Genomic DNA, 15,836 nt, shown 5'->3' with positions numbered 1-15,836 from the left:
ATGACGAAGGTCGTGTGCCCCGGCTCGTTCGACCCCGTGACCAACGGTCATCTCGACATCATCGGGCGCGCTTCACGGCTGTTCGACGAGGTCGTCGTCGCGGTGCTCGTCAACGAGAGCAAGCGTGGCCTCTTCACGATCGACGAGCGGCTCGAGCTGCTCGACCGTGCCACCTCGCAGTTCCCCAACGTCTCGACAGCCTCGTTCAACGGCCTGCTCGTCGACTTCTGCAGCGACAACGGCATCTCGGCGATCGTCAAGGGGCTGCGCGCCGTGACGGACTTCGACTACGAGCTGCAGATGGCGCAGATGAACTCCAGCCTGACCGAGGTCGACACGTTGTTCATCCCGACGACCCCGGAATACTCCTTCCTGGCGTCGAGCCTGGTCAAGGAGGTCGCCAAGCACGGCGGCGACGTCTCCCGCCTCGTCCCCGACTTCGTCCTCACGGAGCTGAAGGCGAAGTACGCCTGAGATCAAGCAAGCTCTGTGGCTTGCGAGGTCTCGGCACACCCTCCTCGCAGAGCTCGTCGGGCTGCTCGACCGGCGAGTGCCCGCCGATCGAGCAGCACGCTTGCCCTGCAAGCGGCGTGTCGAGATCTCGTGAGCTGACTCAGTCGGGCAGCTGGGGGACGGCCAGGTGTTCGCGCTTGCCCAGCTGCACCGCGCGACGCAGCGACTTCGAGCCGTACTTGTCGCGCACCGCGTCGATCGTCTCGTCGAGCTGCGCGCCACTCGTGACGTCGAGCGGCAGCGCCAGCTGTGCGGGGTTGTCGTCGAGCGACCCGACGGAGACCCCGATCAGCGTCAGCCCGCGCTCCTTGATCGCCCCGGCGCGTGACGCCAGCAGCAGCCGGGCGACCTCGAGCACCGTCGTGTTGTGCGCCGTCGGCCGGGCCAGCGTGTGCGAGCTCGTCGACCGGGTGAAGTCACCGAACCGCAGCCGGATCGTCACGGTGCTTCCCGTACGCCCGGCAGCGCGCATGCGGCGCGTCACGCGATCGACCAGCGTCAGCAGCGCCAGGTCGATCTCGTCGGGGGAGTGTGGACCACGACCGATCGCGTGCTGGGCACCCATCGACCCGCGCCGCTTGCCGACGACGACGGGCCGTGGATCGCGGTTGTGCGCCAGGGCGTAGAGGTGGTGGCCCGACCCGGGCCCGAGCAGCTGCACGAGCTCGATCTCGTAGAGGTTGGCGACGTCGCCGACCGTGACGATGCGGGCGTCGCGAAGCTTCTGGGAGGTGACCTTGCCGACGCCCCAGAGCCGTTCGACCGGCAGTGCGTGGAGGAACTCGAGCTCCTTCTCGACCGGCACGACGAGCATGCCCTCAGGCTTGGACACGGCGCTGGCGACCTTGGCGAGGTACTTGGTCCGTGCGACGCCGACCGAGATCGGCAGCCCGACCTTGGTGCGAACGTCGTCACGCAGCTGCTGGGCGATCGACGACGGCAGCCCGCGGATGCGCCGCAGGCCGCCGACCTCGAGGAAGGCCTCGTCGATCGACAACCCCTCGACGACCGGCGTCGTGTCGCGGAACACGTCGAACACGTCTCGGCTCGCCTGCGTGTAGGCCTTCATCCGCGGCGGCACGACGACCGCCTCGGGACACAGCCGGAGCGCCTGCCGGCCACCCATCGCCGTACGAACTCCGCGCGCCTTGGCCTCATAGCTCGCCGCCAGCACGACACCACCGCCGACGATGACGGGACGACCGCGCAACGACGGGTCGTCGCGCTGCTCGACCGACGCGTAGAACGCGTCGAGGTCGGCGTGCAGGACGGTACCCTCGGTCATACCCGCATCGTGTCATCCGACAGGGACAAACCGGCCTCTCTGGGTGAAGGGCGATTGGCCTCGGCCGGGCCCGGCGGGTTACGATTCTCTTCGGCCTGTTCGCAGGTTGAAGTTTTGTCGTGCACTTGGACAGATGGGCAAGCCGTGCTTTCGGGACCATTGGTTTTCGACACCCACGAGATGGGTCGCAAACCGGGCGCTGAACGTACGCACACCCTGACCGTCCCGGCGCCGGCAGACATGGGTTACGACGTCTACAGCGTGCCCGAGGATTCCCCGATGGAGATCGAGCTCCGGCTCGAGGCCATCATGGAAGGTGTTCTGGCAACAGGCACCATCTCGGCGCGGGCCGTGGGCGAGTGTGTGCGGTGCCTGGACCCGATCGACGAAGGTGTCGTGGTGGGATTCCAGGAGTTGTACCTCTACGAAGCTCCTTCTGATCCAGAAGAGGCCGAAGAAGAGGAGTTTGTCCTCGAGGACGACCTGCTCGACCTCGAGACCGTCCTGCGGGACGCGGTGGTGCTCGCACTGCCGCACAACCCGTTGTGTGGTCCGGACTGTCCGGGATTGTGCCCCGAATGTGGAGCACGGCTCGCGGATGATCCAAATCACACACACGGTGAGGCGATCGACCCGAGGTGGGCATCGTTGAGCCAGCTGGCGGAGCAACCGGTCCCGCCAGCCGACCAGACAGGGTCGGACATCACGTCCGACGACAGCAAGGAGTAGATCGTGGCAGTCCCGAAGAGGAAGACATCGCGCAGCAACACGCGCCATCGTCGTGCACAGTGGAAGACCACCAAGACTGCGATCGTGGACTGCGCGAACCCCGCGTGCGACTCGAAGGTGCAGCCGCACCACGCGTGCACCAAGTGCGGACAGTACGGAGCTCGCGGCGAGCGTCGCCAGGTCCTCTGATCTCTGCAGCATTCAGTGCTGATGGGCTCCGGCAGGTTCTCGGTGTGGAGGACCTGGATGCGGGGCTCCTTCAGCATGCCCTGACACATCGCTCGTACGCCTACGAGAACGGTGGGGTCCCCAACAACGAGCGGCTCGAGTTCCTCGGCGACTCGGTCCTGGGGCTCGTTGTCACGGACACGCTCTTCACCGAGCACCCCGAGCTCCCTGAGGGCCAGCTCGCCAAGCTCCGCGCTGCGGTCGTCAGTGCCAAGGCCCTCGCCGAGGTGGCCCGCACGCTCGGCATCGGCGATCACGTACGCCTGGGGCGTGGCGAGGAAGCCACCGGCGGCCGCGACAAGGCCTCGATCCTGTCCGACACCGTCGAGGCGCTCCTTGGCGCGATCTACGTGCAGTTCGGCATCGAACGCTCCGCCGAGGTCATCCACCGCATCTTCGACCCGGTGATCGCCGTCGCCGCCGAGCTGGGCGCGGGCCTCGACTGGAAGACCTCCCTGCAGGAGATCGCCGCCAACAACGACCTCGGCGTCCCGCACTACGTGCTCGAGGGCACCGGCCCCGACCACGACAAGTCGTTCACCGCCGAGGTGCATGTCGGCGAGCGGGTCTTCGGCGGCGGCAGCGGCCGCTCCAAGAAGGAGGCCGAGCAGATGGTCGCCGAGATCGCCTGGCGCTCCATCAACGCCGGCCTCGAGAGTTCTGTCGCCGACCACGTCTAGGCTCTGACCCGTGCCAGAGCTGCCTGAGGTCGAAGTCGTCCGCCTCGGCATCGCCGAACACGTCGTCGGCCGCACGATCACGCATGTCGTGGTCCACGACGTACGTTCGGTGCGCCGGCACCTGCCCGGCGCGCGCGACTTCGCCGACCGACTCCAAGGCCGTACGGTCGTCGGTGCCGCCCGGCGAGGCAAGTACCTCTGGATGCAGCTCGACCACGGCGACGCCGTGCTCTGCCACCTCGGCATGAGCGGCCAGTTCCTCATCTCCGAGGCCGAAGCTCCGCCGCCCCGGCACCTGCGCATCGCCCTGACCCTTGACGACGGGCGTGAGCTGCGGTTCGCCGACCAGCGCATCTTCGGCGGCATGTCGTTCAGCGAGGACGGCGCCGAGCTGCCGCCCGAGATCGCCCACATCGCCCGTGACCCCCTCGACCCGCTGTTCGACGCCGCCGAGTTCGCCGCGCGCCTGCGCAGGCGCGAGACCGGGGTCAAGCGTGCGATCCTCGACCAGACCTTGATCTCGGGCGTCGGCAACATCTACGCCGACGAGTCGCTCTGGCGCACGCCGTTGCACTACGCGCGCAACACGCGTCACCTGCGCTCCCGCGAGGTCGAAGGGCTGCTCGTGCACATCGGCGAGGTCATGCTCGAGGCCCTGGCGCAGGGCGGCACGTCGTTCGACACGCTCTACGTCAATGTCAACGGCAACAGCGGCTACTTCGAGCGGTCCCTCCAGGCATACGGGCAGGAGGGCCAGCCGTGCCAGCGTTGCGGCACGCCGATCCGCCGGGACGCGTTCATGAACCGCTCGTCCTACTGGTGCCCCAGGTGTCAGCCGCGACCGCGCAACGGCAAGTTCTGACGACGTCGTAGATCTCGCTAATTGTCTGCGTCAGGGTGATCGCCGCGAACGTGAACACGGCCGTCAGGGCGAGCCTCCCGAGCCAGGGCAGGACGGCCTCGGCGCGGGAGCCTCGGGGAGCGGGCATCGATCGGATCGCCACCCAGCCGAGCGCAAGGGCGATCGCGGCAGGGGTCAGGGGGAAACACCCACGGCACGAGGGGCACGACCAGGAGCCGGCTCCGCGTTGTCATCAGCGCGGAGTCGTCGCGGAGCCATCGGTCGGCGAGCGGTGGGAGCGCCAGCGCGAACACGAACGGGATGGCCAGGGTCAGGCCGATCGCGGCCCACGTGGGTTCCAACAGGGTGAAGTCGACGCCGTCGGAATGCACGAGACCCGCGCCGACGACGACCATCGCGCCGACCGCGAGGCTGGCGGCCCGGAACCATCCAGGGCCGATGCGCAGGTCCCTGACCGCGAGGTGGATCCCGCCGCCCAGGACGCCGAGCACCGTGCCGACCAGCAACAGGTTGAGGGTGCCGCCGAGGGTGACCTGGCCCATCGTGAAGCCGTCATCGCTGAGAGCTCCGGCGTCCTCGGCGTTGAGGCCGGCGAGGAGGCCCATGATCAGGCGGCCGCCGACGCCGCCGACCAGGAAGCCGACGACCGCACCAGCGAGAGTCGCCACGGCCAGCTTGCGCAGAGCCTTGATCGCCGCGGGGCGCCACGCGTACGAGAGGTCGGTCATGCGTCTGTCCTCCGGGCCATGCCCCCAGAGCCCGATCATCGCACGGGCGCGGGCAACTACGCTGGCGTCATGACTCTCGCGCTCGAGCCGATGTCCGGCGACTACTTCGCGGCGTGGAACGAGCGTCTGGTCGTCGAGTACGCCCGCGAGAAGGTCGAAGCCGGCCTCTGGCCCGAGGAGCACGCGCTCGACCTGTCGAGGGCGGAGCAGGCCGAGACCCTGGCCGACGGCATGGCGACCCCCGGACACGACCTGTTCGTCGGCGTGGTCGACGGAGTGGTCGCGGGCAATCTCTGGCTCTACACCGATCCGAAGCAACCCGTGCAGAGCACGTACATCTACGACATCGAGATCCTCGAGCCGCACCGCGGCCGCGGGCTCGGACGCGCGCTGCTCGCGGCGGCGGAGGCGTGGTGCGCCGAGCGCGGCAGCGCATCCGTACGCCTCAACGTGTTCGCGCCCAACGCCACCGCCCGCGCGCTCTACGACTCGGCGGGCTACGAGCCGACCAGCACGCACATGATGAAGCGGATCCCACAGGCGTGACCGACGCACCTTACGGCGACGAGGCCCGGGCACGCTTCGTCGACGAGCCGCCGAAGCGCTCGGGACGTACGCCGTTCGAGCGCGACCGGGCGCGCGTCGTCCACTCCGCGGCGCTGCGCCGGCTCTCGGCCAAGACGCAGGTCATGGGTGCCGGCTTCGACGACTTCGTCCGCAACCGGCTGACACACACGCTCGAGGTCGCCCAGGTCGCGCGCGAGCTCGGCAAGGCCCTCGGCTGCGACCCGGACATCGTCGACTCGGCAGCGTTGGCGCACGACCTCGGGCATCCGCCGTTCGGCCACAACGGTGAGACGGCGCTCGACGAGGCCGCGGAGTCGTGCGGCGGCTTCGAGGGCAATGCGCAGACGCTGCGGATCCTCAGCAGGCTCGAGTCCAAGGCGTTCGCCGCCGATGGCTCCAGCGTCGGCCTCAACCTGACCCGTGCGACGCTCTCGGCGTGCGTGAAGTATCCATGGCTCCGCGGCGAGGCGCCCGACGCCAGCGGCAAGTTCGGCGCGTACGCAGATGACGTCGCGGTCTTCGAGTGGCTCCGCGAAGGAGCGCCCGCGATGCGCCGCCCGATCGAGGCGCAGGTCATGGATCTCGCGGACGACATCGCGTACTCCGTGCACGACGTCGAGGACGGAGTCGTCGGCGGCTGGTTCGTGCTGCGGTCCGGCGAGCTCGACCGCGAGGCGATCCACGGCGTCGCGCGCGACTGGTATGACGCCACGGCCTCGGACGAGCGGCTCGACGCGGCACTCGGCCGCCTCCAGGAGCTGCCGGAATGGCCGACGACGCCGTTCGACGGCAGCCGCGCCGCCCGGGCCGTCCTCAAGAGCCTGACGAGTGCGTTGATCGGCCGGTTCGCGCACGCCGCCGAGCTGGCGACGGTCGAGCGATGGGGCGGGGGACCGCTGATCCGCTTCGCCGCCGACCTCGAGGTGCCGGACGCCACCCGCGACGAGATCACGGTGCTCAAGTCGATCGCAGCGCACTACGTCATGCGGTCGGACGATCGAGCCGGCCCGTTGAGCCGCCAGCGCGAGCTGCTGCTGGCGCTGGTCGAGGTGCTCGACACGTCCGACGGTCAGGAGCTCGAGGCCGAGTTCGCCCTCGACTTCGCCCACGCACCTGACGACGCGGCCAGGCGCAGGGTCGTGATCGATCAGGTCGCCAGTCTCACCGACGCGTCGGCGCGCACGTGGGCCCTCCGCCTGCTCAACTGAGATCGGTCAGCGGCCGACGGTCCTGAAGTCGACGTAGTGCAGGTAGTGGTCCGACAGCGTGTTGTTGACCAGCTGGGAGTACGCGTCGACGGTGGCGTTGTGCCGGAACAGGTCGACGTCGATCGGCTTGCCACGCCGCTTCGGGCCCCACTTCGTCGCCGTCATGAGGCCGTAGTTGGTCCGCTTGGGCGCGTGCTTGCCCGCCGACATCCAGTTGAACTCCTCGACGACGTCCTCGGCCGTCGGCAGGTTGCCGTCGCCGGTGACGAACAGGTTGGACCATGGCACCTTGTGCTTGTTGGCCAGTGCCAGAGCACGGTGGAGCACCTCGGCGAGCTGTTGTCGCTGGACCGCATGACCTTGGTTCTCGTTGTGGAACGACACGGCCATGCATCGCGTGCCCTTGAACGTGTACGCCGTCCAGGCCCACGGCTTGTCGTCGTCGTCCAGCTCGGTGCTGACCCGTTCGAGGCCCGACGCAATCTGTGAGCAGCCCTTGCCAAGGTAGATCTCGCGGCCTTTGCCACCCCGGCTCATCCGGCGGTAGCCGCCGGGCCGGAGCGCCTTGTCCATGTCGTTCAGGCTGTGGATCTCCAGCTCCTGCAGGCAGATGACGGTGGGCTTGAGGGTGAGAATCTTGGCGCCAATACGCCGTGCCCTTCGCTCCGCCGTCGCGGCGCCGTGGCCCACGTGGTCGTACCCGGCGCAGTTCATCGAGAGGCCGCGTTGCGCGACCATGAAGTGGTCGGTGGTCGCCACCATCGCCAGCGCCCTGATCGGTGTCGGGCCGGGTGCGCGAGCCAGCCGGAGCAGCGTCGTCGGTCCCGGGAAACCGTCCGCGTTGTCCCCGATCCAGCCCTGCGCCTCCTGGAACAGCATCACCGCGGCGCGATCGACCTCCGTGAAGTGCGGGCCGGGCCCCAGAGCGTACGGCGAGGGGATGCCCAGCGCCGCGAGGTGCAGCACGAGCCGCTCGCCGAGCCAGGTCACGTGCGGGCCACGCGCGTCCAGGAAGTACGCCGCGGGGTCCATCTTGTCGGTCGAGATCGAGCCGGGCCGGTCGGTCAGGGTGATCCCGTCGCCGGTCACGACGACGTAGCCGAGGAGCTTCTTGGTCCACGCCTGCTCGACCGAACGGATCGACACCTTGCCTCGGCGGCCGTCGTGCGGCCGGTCCGTGGAGTACTCCTTGCCGCCGCCGGCGCCGATCGCCACGTGGCCGGCTCGCCCACCGACAGACTTCGCCTTGGGCCGTGGCGCGTGGAACACCATGGCTCCCGCCGGGATCTTCCGGGGATCCGAAGTCTTCACGACCTCACCGTGCTCGACCGCCGCGAGCCAGAAGTTGATGGCCCACTTCCTGCCGTTCCCACCCCACCTGAAGGGACCGGTCAGGCCGTAGATCTCCGCGACCTCGGCCAGGCACATGCCCACCTCGTTGCGGTGGCCGTCGAGGTGCTTCGCCCGCGCGAGCGCCTCCGACATCGTCCGTCGTGCGTACGTCACCATGAGAGCCTCCATGAGCCCCCCGGCGAATCCCCTGCCGTTTCAAGGAGAAGTGAGGGTCACGCTACTCCTGCGGATGCGGTGTGTCAGAGAAATCACCGCTCTGCTGACGCCGCGTGCCATGACCCGGCTCGGGCGTGGGTGGCGGCGACTAACATTCACCCCATGGCCGGACGCATCAAGGACGACGACATCCAGCTCGTCCGCGAACGCGCCCGCATCGACGAGATCGTCGAGCAGTACGTCACGCTCAAGAACGCCGGCGGTGGGTCGCGCAAGGGCCTCTGCCCGTTCCACGACGAGAAGTCGCCGTCGTTCAACGTACGACCCGTGCAGGGGTTCTATCACTGTTTCGGCTGCGGGGCGTCCGGCGACGTCTACAAGTTCCTCATGGAGATCGAGGGGCTGACGTTCGTCGAGGCCGTCGAGCGCCTGGCCGTCAAGGTCGGCATCACGCTGCACTACGAAGAGGGCGCCAGCACAGGGCCCCGTCGCGACCCGCAGCAGCGCCCTCGGCTGCTCGAGGCCCACCGCGAGGCCGGAGCGTTCTATGCCGCCGCGTTGCAGAGCTCCAACGACGCCGAGGTCGGTCGCCAGTTCGTCAAGGATCGCGGTTTCGACCAGACCGTTGCCGAGAAGTTCGGCATGGGGTTCGCGCCGCGCGGGGGAGAGGCGCTGGTCGCCCACCTCAAGGCCAAGGGCTTCACCGACGACGAGCTGTTGGTCGGCGGCCTCGCCGCTCGTGGCTCGCGGGGCCTTTACGACCGGTTCCGTGGCCGCCTGCTGTGGCCGATCCGCGAGATGACCGGCGAGATCATCGGCTTCGGCGCCCGCCGCATGTTCGACGACGATCGGGTCGAGGCCAAGTACCTCAACACCTCCGAGACCCCGATCTACAAGAAGAGCCAGGTGCTCTACGGCCTCGACCTCGCCCGCCGGTCGATCTCGTCGTCAGGCCAGGCCGTCATCGTCGAGGGCTACACCGACGTGATGGCGTGCCACGAGGCCGGCGTCACGACCGCCGTGGCGACCTGCGGCACGGCGTTCGGTGAGGACCACGCCCGGGTCATGCGGCGGCTCATGCTCGACGACCAGGCATTCCACGGCGAGGTCATCTTCACGTTCGACGGCGACGAGGCCGGGCAGCGCGCTGCCCTCAAGACGTTCAGCGGCGACCAGCAGTTCGTCGCCCAGACCTATGTCGCCGTCGAGCCACGCGGCATGGATCCGTGCGACCTGCGCCTGGCCGACGGTGACGCCGCGGTGCGCGAGCTCGTCGCGTCGCGCATACCGCTCTATCGCTTCGTGCTCGACAACATGCTGAGCAAGTACGACCTCGATCGCGGTGACCAGCGGGTCGACGCCGTGCGCGAGGCCGTCTCGCTGGCGTCGGCGATCCGCGACAAGTCCAAGGTCGACGAGCTGCTGCGCGAGATCGCCGGCCGGGTCGGCACCGACATCGAGCAGGTGCGCTCCGAGCACCGCAAACGTACGAGTGCTGGGCCGGCCAAGGTCGTGCAGTCCGTGACGGGTGAGCCCGCCGCGCCGGCCGAACCGCCGAGCCAGGCCGTCAGCTTCGGCGCTCCGCAGTTCTCCGACGAGCGCGAGGCGCTCAAGGCGATCGTGCAATATCCCCACCTCGCCAGCGAGTATGCCGACGAGCTCGACGACAACGACTTCACCCACTTCGTCTCCAAGTACCTCTGGAAGCACATCCAAGGCATGACCTGGCCGACCGGCCCTGACTCCAACTGGCTGCCCAGGCTCGCCGAGTCGGTCCAGGACGAGGACGCGCGACGTGTGCTCTCGGTGGCCGCCGTCGAACCCATGCGCGCCCGCGAGAGCAACACGGCCGCGGTCGTGGCATCGGTGATCCTCCGCCTGCAGATGCTGACCTGCGGCCGCCGGATCACCGAGATCAAGTCCAAGCTGCAGCGCACCAACCCGATCGAGCAGGCCGAGCCCTACAACCGCATGTTCGGCGAGCTCATCGCCCTCGAGCAGCAGTTCCGCACCCTGCGTGATCGCTCGCTCGGCGGCGACATCCCCAGCTGATCCGCGCACGCCTGGCGGTCCACAGGCCGCGCTCACGGCACCGCCCGCCACCGCTCCGTCGTCGGACGCTGGTGGCATGGACCGATTCGTACGCGAGCTGCTCTCCCTCCCGCCGATGGACGCCGCCGAGGAGCTCGCGCTCGCCCGGCTCGCCCGACGTGGAGACCGCAACGCTCGCGAAGCGCTCATCACCGCCGGGATGCGCTCGGTGGCCATGCGGGCGCGCCTCCGGGGGTTCACCGGCGAGGAGCTCCGCGACGCGGTGCAGTCGGGAGCGATCGGACTGATCCGAGCCATCGATCGGTTCGATCCCGATCGCGGTGCCCGACTGGCGACGTACGCCTGGCACTGGATCGGCTCGTCGATGACCGTCCAGCACCGTCCCGAGCAGCCGCTGGGCGACGAGGATCGCCCGGCCCCGCAGGCCGAATCGGATGATCCAGATCTGCTCGACGGCATGCCCGACGAGCTTGCCGACGTCCTGCGACTGCGCTTCGGTCTTGGCGATCCGCTGGCCGTCCCGATGCCTCGGCGGATCGTCGCCGAACGCCTCGACCTGACCGTCGCCCAGGTCCGCAACGTCGAGGCCAAGGCGATGCGACAACTCCGCAAGCGGCTTGCTAAAGTAGTTGACCGTGCTCCTTCGCAAGAGGAGCCTATCCCCCATAGCTCAATTGGCAGAGCATTCGACTGTTAATCGGAGGGTTCTTGGTTCGAGTCCAAGTGGGGGAGCATCACCCGAACGGCGCCGATCTCGGCGCCGTTTCGTGGTTTCCGGGGCATCGACTCGCTGAGCGTGACGACGTGCAGGGCGACACGCGGTGCGAGCCTGCAACCCGTCACATCCATCGTCATTCGCCCCAGGTCATCGAGAAGACCTCGAACGACGTCGCATGCGTGACGCCGAGACGTGATCCTGTCGGCCGGGACATGCCTTCGAGCATCTCGGCCGGGTCGAAGTTCTCCCAGCCCAGACCATCGATGTACGCCTTGTGGGCTTTCAGCGACTCGACTCCGCGGTCGAACGTGTCGGTCGTGTCGATGCCGTGCTTGCCGTCGGGTGAGCCGGCCGCCCAGACCTGCGTGACGCCGCCCCACGGCTCGAGACCGTCGACGAGCTGCTCGGGGAAGATCCAGCGGTTGCCCGCGTCGCCGGCGGTGTTGAGCGCTGCGCGGCCCACCGCCATGTGGTCGGGCTGGTTGGGCATCGAACCGCCCCACGTCTCGCGGAAGTTGTTGGTGATGATGATCTCCGGACGATGCCGGCGTACGACCTCGGTGATCGCCCGCCGCAGCGCCACGCCGTACTCGATGGTCCCGTCCGGCAGCCCCAGGAACTCGACCGAGTCGACGCCGACGATCTTGGCCGAGGCAATCTGCTCGGCGATGCGGATCTCGCGGCACTCGTCGGGCGCGATGCCGTCGATGCCCGCCTCGCCGCTCGTGACCATGCAGTAGACGACGGTCTTGCCCGCGTCGGTCCAGCGCGCGATCGCGGCCGCGGCTCCGAACTCGACATCGTCCGGGTGCGCCACGACAACGAGGGCGCGTTCCCAGTCCTCGCTGACGGGCTCGAGTGGTGTGGGTTCCATACGGTTAGGCTAAGCCCGCATTCCCTAGGGGAGGTAGCTCAGCTGGTCAGAGCAGGGGACTCATAATCCCTGGGTCGCGGGTTCGAGCCCCGCCCTCCCTACGAACGTCCGATCACATGCCCTCGGACAGCGCGAGGATGTTGCCCTCGGAGTCCTTGAACCACGCAGCGCGGCCATCATCGTCCGCAAGGACGCCGTTCTCGGTCTTGAAACCCGGGAAGTCGTAGTCCTCGAAGACGACCCCGCGACCGCGGAGCTCGGACATCTCGGCATCGAGGTCCTTCGTAGCCCAGTTCATCGCGGTGTTCTGCGCGGTGCCGGCGAATTGCGTCTCGTAGAGCAGGAACTTCGTGCCGCCCGCGCCCTGGTAGATCAATCCTTCTCGGCGTTCCTCGATGGGCTCGAGGCCCAGCTTGTCCTGGTAGAACTCCCGTGCCCGGCCGAGATCCGAAGCGGGGACGACTGCGTAGATTTCCAAATCGCTCAACATGACTTCTTCCTCTGCTTGTACCCCAAATCCGACGGTACGCCGGTCAGTTCGCGAAGGCGATAGTCCGGTTTGCCCAGCCGATGCGACACAATCGGGGCATGCGCGACGCGGTGATCTTCGACATGGACGGCACGCTGTGTGACACGACGACGATCGAGCACTTCATCACCGGGGCCGACAAGGACTTCCATGCCTTCCACGCGGCGTCGGCAGCGTGTCCGCCTCGGCCCAAGGTGGTCAGGGCCGCGCGTGCCGAGCACGACAAGGGGCGGGCGGTCCTCGTGGTGACGTCACGCGAGTTCATCTGGCGCGACCTGACGCTCGACTGGCTCGTCGAGCACGGCATCCCGTACGACGCGCTCTACATGCGGATCGTGGGCGACTATCGCAAGGACGTCGTGATCAAGAAGGAGATCCTCGCGCAGATCACCGATGACGGCTTCACGGTGCTGGAGGCGTGGGACGACAAGCCCGCCGTGATCGACCTGTGGCGCGACAACGGCATCGCCGTGCACGTCGTCGACTGAATCAGTTGCGGCGGCGCTCCACGTCCTCGACGATCTCGGCCGCGATGAGTCGCAGCTTGACGTTGCGATGCTGCGAGAGGCGGGTGAGGAACGCGAACGCGCGCTCGTCGTTGAGCTCGTAGCGCTCCATGATGATGCCGACGGCCTGGCCGATCGTCGTACGCGTGTTGAGCGCGTCGTTGAGGTCGTCGATCTCGCGCGCGTAGTTGATCGCGACGGCCGCCTGATGGGAGAACAGGTCGGCGAGAGTGGCGAAGTCCTCGAACGCGCCGGCTCGGTGCGAGTAGATGTTGAGCGCGCCCTGGGAGGCCGGTGCGTCGAACAAGCGCAGGCCGGCCTGTGCATGGATGCCCTTCGAGACGACATAGGGCCCGTACGCCGGGAACCGCTCGTCGGTCGCGATCTCGGGCGAGATGACGTGCGCGGTCTTGACCGCGGCGTCGTAGCACGGGCCCTCCCGGAGCTCGTACTGCTTGGCGTCGAGGTCGAGGACGAGGTCATCGGTGGGCGCGACGGTGTCGATCGTCTCGTCGGCGTGCTTGACCGTGATCGACGCGTAGTCGACGTCCGGCAGGACCTCGACCGCGGCGGTGGTGATGGCGTGCAGGGTCGTGTCGAAGTCGCCGGGCCTGAGCGCCTCGGCGAGGCGTCGGATGCTGTCGTGCAGAGGTTCGTCCATTGGTTGAGGCGTACCCGCATTGCCCGAAGCCATGCGCCTGTTGCCGTCCATCCAACGTTCACCCGGTGTTGGGGCGAGCGCCGGATGCCCTCCCTAGCGTCAGGTCCAGCACCCGTCGTCACCTTCGGAGGACCCCGCATGTTCACGATCGAACCTCGCCAGAAGCACCCCGAAGCATCTCCGCACCGGCCGGGCCGGTCGTCGGTGACCTGCCTCTACCGGTGCGGCAACGCCTGCGCCCAGGCGGCGCCCAACTGCTCTGACAACGAGTACTTCGGCGACATGATGCGCGCTGCGGTCTCGCGGCGGGGGCTGCTCAAGGCGGGTGCCGTCGTCGGGGTCGCCGGCCTGGTCGCACCTACGGTCGGCAGCGCGCCTGCGGCGGCCGCGGCGCCGTCGGGGCGGACGGGATTCGCGCCCGGCCTCGACTTCACGAGCGTCCCGCCCAACGTCATCGACGACGTCGTGGTGCCCACCGGGTACGACAAGAAGGTCGTCATCGCCTGGGGCGACCCGCTGTTCCGGGGCGTTCCGGCGTTCGACGTGCACGCCCAGACCGCGGCGGCGCAGCGCGGCCAGTTCGGCTTCAACAACGACTTCCTGGGTCTGCTGCCGTACGGGCGGGACACCAAGCTGCTGGTGATCAACCACGAGTACACCAGCGAGACGCTGATGTTCCCGGCGTACGACGCGGCGAACCCCACCCGCGAGCAGGTCGAGATCGCCTGGGCGGCACATGGGCTGAGCGTCGTCGCGGTCAAGGAGTCCGACCGCGACGGTTCGCTGTGCCCGATCGTCGGCGATCGCAAGAACCGGCGGCTGCACACGGGCTCGGAGTTCGAGCTGACCGGCCCGGTCGCCGGGCATCCGTTCGTACGCACGACCGCCGACCCCGACGGGCGGACCGTGCTGGGCACGCTCAACAACTGCTCGGGCGGTCTGACGCCGTGGGGCACGTGGCTGACTGCCGAGGAGAACATCAACCAGTACTTCGCCAACGCTGCGACGGTGACCGAGCCGGTCCAGGCCGCGCGCCTCAAGCGCTACGGCATCTCCGGCACCGCCACCGAACGCAAGTGGGAGCGGTTCGACGACCGGTTCGACATCGCCAAGGAGCCCAACGAGCCCAACCGCTTCGGCTGGGTCGTCGAGGTCGATCCGTACGATCCTGAGTCGACGCCCAAGAAGCGCACGGCCTTGGGCCGGTTCAAGCACGAGGCGGCGCAGCCCCGCATCACGAGCGACGGTCGCGTCGCGGTCTACATGGGCGACGACGAACGGTTCGACTACTTCTACAAGTTCGTGTCGGACAAGAAGGTCGCTCGCGGTCACACCGCCGCGGCCCGTCGCCACAACGCGACGCTGCTCGACGAGGGAACGTTGTACGTCGCGAAGTTCACGGGTGACTCCGGTCCCGTCGACGGTTCGGGCACGCTGCCCGCCGATGGCCTGTTCGACGGCAAGGGCGAGTGGATCCCGCTGGTGCGCGGCACCCACTCCTACGTCGACGGCATGACGGCCGAGGAGGTCCTGCTGTTCACGCGGCAGGCGGGCGACAAGGTCGGCGCGACGAAGATGGATCGTCCCGAGGACGTCGAGCCGAGCCCCAAGAGCGGCAAGGTCTACATCGCGCTCACGAACAACTCCAACCGGGGTGCGACAGGCGCCGCAGGCCCCGACGAGGCCAACCCGCGCACCAACAACAAGAACGGCCACGTCATCGAGCTCACCGAGTCGTCGAACGACTCTGCTGCCACGACGTTCGGCTGGAGCGTCCTGCTCCTGTGCGGCGATCCCCAGGACCCCTCGACGTATTTCGCCGGCTTCGACAAGAGCCAGGTGTCGCCGATCTCGTGCCCCGACAACCTGGCGTTCGACGGCTACGGCAACCTGTGGATCTCGACCGACGGCAACGCGCTCGGCTCGCACGACGGGCTGTTCGGCCTCGCGCTCGAGGGTCGCTATCGCGGTCAGGTCAAGCAGTTCCTCAGCGTGCCGAACGGTGCCGAGACGTGCGGACCCTACGTCGATCGGGAACGCGTCATGGTGTGCGTCCAGCACCCCGGCGAGGTGTCCGGGGCGACCGTGGAGGCGCCGGCGTCGACCTGGCCCGACGGGCCGGGATCCGTGCCGCGTCCCGCGGTCGTTGCGGTGTGGCCCAAGCGGCGGCGACGCGGGCGCTAGGTC

General features: G+C 68.3%; 17 protein-coding genes and 2 tRNA genes. 13 read left to right on the top strand and 6 right to left on the bottom strand.

Features of this window, described 5'->3' with window-relative positions; genetic code table 11:
- Positions 1 to 474 carry a pantetheine-phosphate adenylyltransferase gene (coaD, locus tag ESP70_RS03650; protein WP_056213098.1) on the top strand — a complete coding sequence of 158 codons (474 nt, stop codon included), beginning with the start codon at positions 1 to 3 and terminating at the stop codon, positions 472 to 474.
- Positions 475 to 613: 139 nt separating this feature from the next.
- Here the strand turns inward: coaD and dinB are convergent, their stop codons facing one another.
- Complete coding sequence (gene dinB, locus ESP70_RS03645; RefSeq protein ID WP_149687974.1) at positions 614 to 1,798, bottom strand: DNA polymerase IV; 1,185 nt, start codon at positions 1,796 to 1,798, stop codon at positions 614 to 616.
- A 180-nt stretch (positions 1,799 to 1,978) separates the two neighbouring features.
- Here dinB and ESP70_RS03640 point away from each other — a divergent pair, with 180 nt between their 5' ends.
- Genes ESP70_RS03640 through mutM form a run of 4 tightly spaced genes read left to right on the top strand, consistent with a single transcriptional unit; the run spans position 1,979 to position 4,297 of the window.
- Positions 1,979 to 2,527, top strand: a complete 549-nt coding sequence (locus ESP70_RS03640; protein ID WP_149687973.1) for a YceD family protein — start codon at positions 1,979 to 1,981, stop codon at positions 2,525 to 2,527.
- Positions 2,528 to 2,530: 3 nt separating this feature from the next.
- Entirely contained in the window at positions 2,531 to 2,716 is a 186-nt protein-coding gene (rpmF, locus tag ESP70_RS03635; protein ID WP_056213101.1) for a 50S ribosomal protein L32, read from the top strand.
- A 44-nt stretch (positions 2,717 to 2,760) separates the two neighbouring features.
- Positions 2,761 to 3,435 (top strand): ribonuclease III, encoded by a 675-nt coding sequence (gene rnc / locus ESP70_RS03630; protein ID WP_235503564.1) that lies wholly within the window; start codon positions 2,761 to 2,763, stop codon positions 3,433 to 3,435.
- 10 nt (positions 3,436 to 3,445) lie between these two features.
- On the top strand, positions 3,446 to 4,297 hold the full coding sequence (gene mutM / locus ESP70_RS03625; RefSeq protein WP_149687971.1) for a bifunctional DNA-formamidopyrimidine glycosylase/DNA-(apurinic or apyrimidinic site) lyase: 852 nt from the start codon (positions 3,446 to 3,448) through the stop codon (positions 4,295 to 4,297).
- Between the two features lie 17 nt (positions 4,298 to 4,314).
- On the opposite strand, the gene ESP70_RS19990 is transcribed toward mutM, so the two are convergent.
- Positions 4,315 to 5,025 carry a hypothetical protein gene (locus ESP70_RS19990; RefSeq protein WP_188110467.1) on the bottom strand — a complete coding sequence of 237 codons (711 nt, stop codon included), beginning with the start codon at positions 5,023 to 5,025 and terminating at the stop codon, positions 4,315 to 4,317.
- A 69-nt stretch (positions 5,026 to 5,094) separates the two neighbouring features.
- On the opposite strand from ESP70_RS19990, the gene ESP70_RS19985 reads away from it, so the two are divergent.
- Both ESP70_RS19985 and ESP70_RS03615 read left to right on the top strand, forming a co-directional pair.
- Positions 5,095 to 5,571, top strand: a complete 477-nt coding sequence (locus ESP70_RS19985) for a GNAT family N-acetyltransferase (protein WP_188110466.1) — start codon at positions 5,095 to 5,097, stop codon at positions 5,569 to 5,571.
- Entirely contained in the window at positions 5,568 to 6,800 is a 1,233-nt protein-coding gene (locus tag ESP70_RS03615) for a deoxyguanosinetriphosphate triphosphohydrolase (RefSeq protein WP_149687969.1), read from the top strand. The genes ESP70_RS19985 and ESP70_RS03615 overlap by 4 nt, the downstream gene beginning before the upstream one ends.
- A 6-nt stretch (positions 6,801 to 6,806) precedes the next feature.
- On the opposite strand, the gene ESP70_RS03610 is transcribed toward ESP70_RS03615, so the two are convergent.
- Positions 6,807 to 8,309, bottom strand: a complete 1,503-nt coding sequence (locus tag ESP70_RS03610) for a hypothetical protein (RefSeq protein WP_149687968.1) — start codon at positions 8,307 to 8,309, stop codon at positions 6,807 to 6,809.
- Positions 8,310 to 8,471: 162 nt separating this feature from the next.
- On the opposite strand from ESP70_RS03610, the gene dnaG reads away from it, so the two are divergent.
- From dnaG to ESP70_RS03595, 3 genes are all read left to right on the top strand, one after another.
- Positions 8,472 to 10,361: a DNA primase gene (gene dnaG / locus ESP70_RS03605; RefSeq protein WP_149687967.1), complete on the top strand. Its 1,890-nt coding sequence runs from the start codon at positions 8,472 to 8,474 to the stop codon at positions 10,359 to 10,361.
- 76 nt (positions 10,362 to 10,437) lie between these two features.
- On the top strand, positions 10,438 to 11,058 hold the full coding sequence (locus ESP70_RS20655; protein WP_149688554.1) for a sigma-70 family RNA polymerase sigma factor: 621 nt from the start codon (positions 10,438 to 10,440) through the stop codon (positions 11,056 to 11,058).
- Positions 11,021 to 11,093: transfer RNA gene (locus ESP70_RS03595), tRNA-Asn, on the top strand. Before ESP70_RS20655 ends, ESP70_RS03595 begins: the two co-directional genes overlap by 38 nt.
- 119 nt (positions 11,094 to 11,212) lie before the next feature.
- On the opposite strand, the gene ESP70_RS03590 is transcribed toward ESP70_RS03595, so the two are convergent.
- Positions 11,213 to 11,953 (bottom strand): PIG-L deacetylase family protein, encoded by a 741-nt coding sequence (locus tag ESP70_RS03590; protein ID WP_149687966.1) that lies wholly within the window; start codon positions 11,951 to 11,953, stop codon positions 11,213 to 11,215.
- 27 nt (positions 11,954 to 11,980) lie between these two features.
- Here ESP70_RS03590 and ESP70_RS03585 point away from each other — a divergent pair.
- Positions 11,981 to 12,054, top strand: a tRNA-Met gene (locus ESP70_RS03585).
- Between the two features lie 11 nt (positions 12,055 to 12,065).
- Here the strand turns inward: ESP70_RS03585 and ESP70_RS03580 are convergent.
- Complete coding sequence (locus tag ESP70_RS03580; RefSeq protein WP_223148596.1) at positions 12,066 to 12,440, bottom strand: VOC family protein; 375 nt, start codon at positions 12,438 to 12,440, stop codon at positions 12,066 to 12,068.
- A gap of 14 nt (positions 12,441 to 12,454) precedes the next feature.
- On the opposite strand from ESP70_RS03580, the gene ESP70_RS03575 reads away from it, so the two are divergent.
- Positions 12,455 to 12,970, top strand: a complete 516-nt coding sequence (locus ESP70_RS03575) for a phosphatase domain-containing protein (protein ID WP_342780166.1) — start codon at positions 12,455 to 12,457, stop codon at positions 12,968 to 12,970.
- Position 12,971: 1 nt separating this feature from the next.
- Here the strand turns inward: ESP70_RS03575 and ESP70_RS03570 are convergent, their stop codons facing one another.
- Positions 12,972 to 13,649, bottom strand: coding sequence for a GAF and ANTAR domain-containing protein (locus tag ESP70_RS03570; protein WP_149687963.1), 678 nt, complete (start codon positions 13,647 to 13,649; stop codon positions 12,972 to 12,974).
- Positions 13,650 to 13,787: 138 nt separating this feature from the next.
- Here ESP70_RS03570 and ESP70_RS03565 point away from each other — a divergent pair, with 138 nt between their 5' ends.
- Positions 13,788 to 15,833 carry a PhoX family protein gene (locus tag ESP70_RS03565; protein ID WP_149687962.1) on the top strand — a complete coding sequence of 682 codons (2,046 nt, stop codon included), beginning with the start codon at positions 13,788 to 13,790 and terminating at the stop codon, positions 15,831 to 15,833.
- The last annotated feature ends 3 nt before the right edge of the window (positions 15,834 to 15,836 follow it).

This window comes from Aeromicrobium ginsengisoli (assembly GCF_004134905.2).
Lineage (GTDB): Bacteria > Actinomycetota > Actinomycetes > Propionibacteriales > Nocardioidaceae > Aeromicrobium > Aeromicrobium ginsengisoli.
Note: the sequence above shows the minus strand (reverse complement) of the source record. Positions and strands in the feature narration are given on the sequence as shown.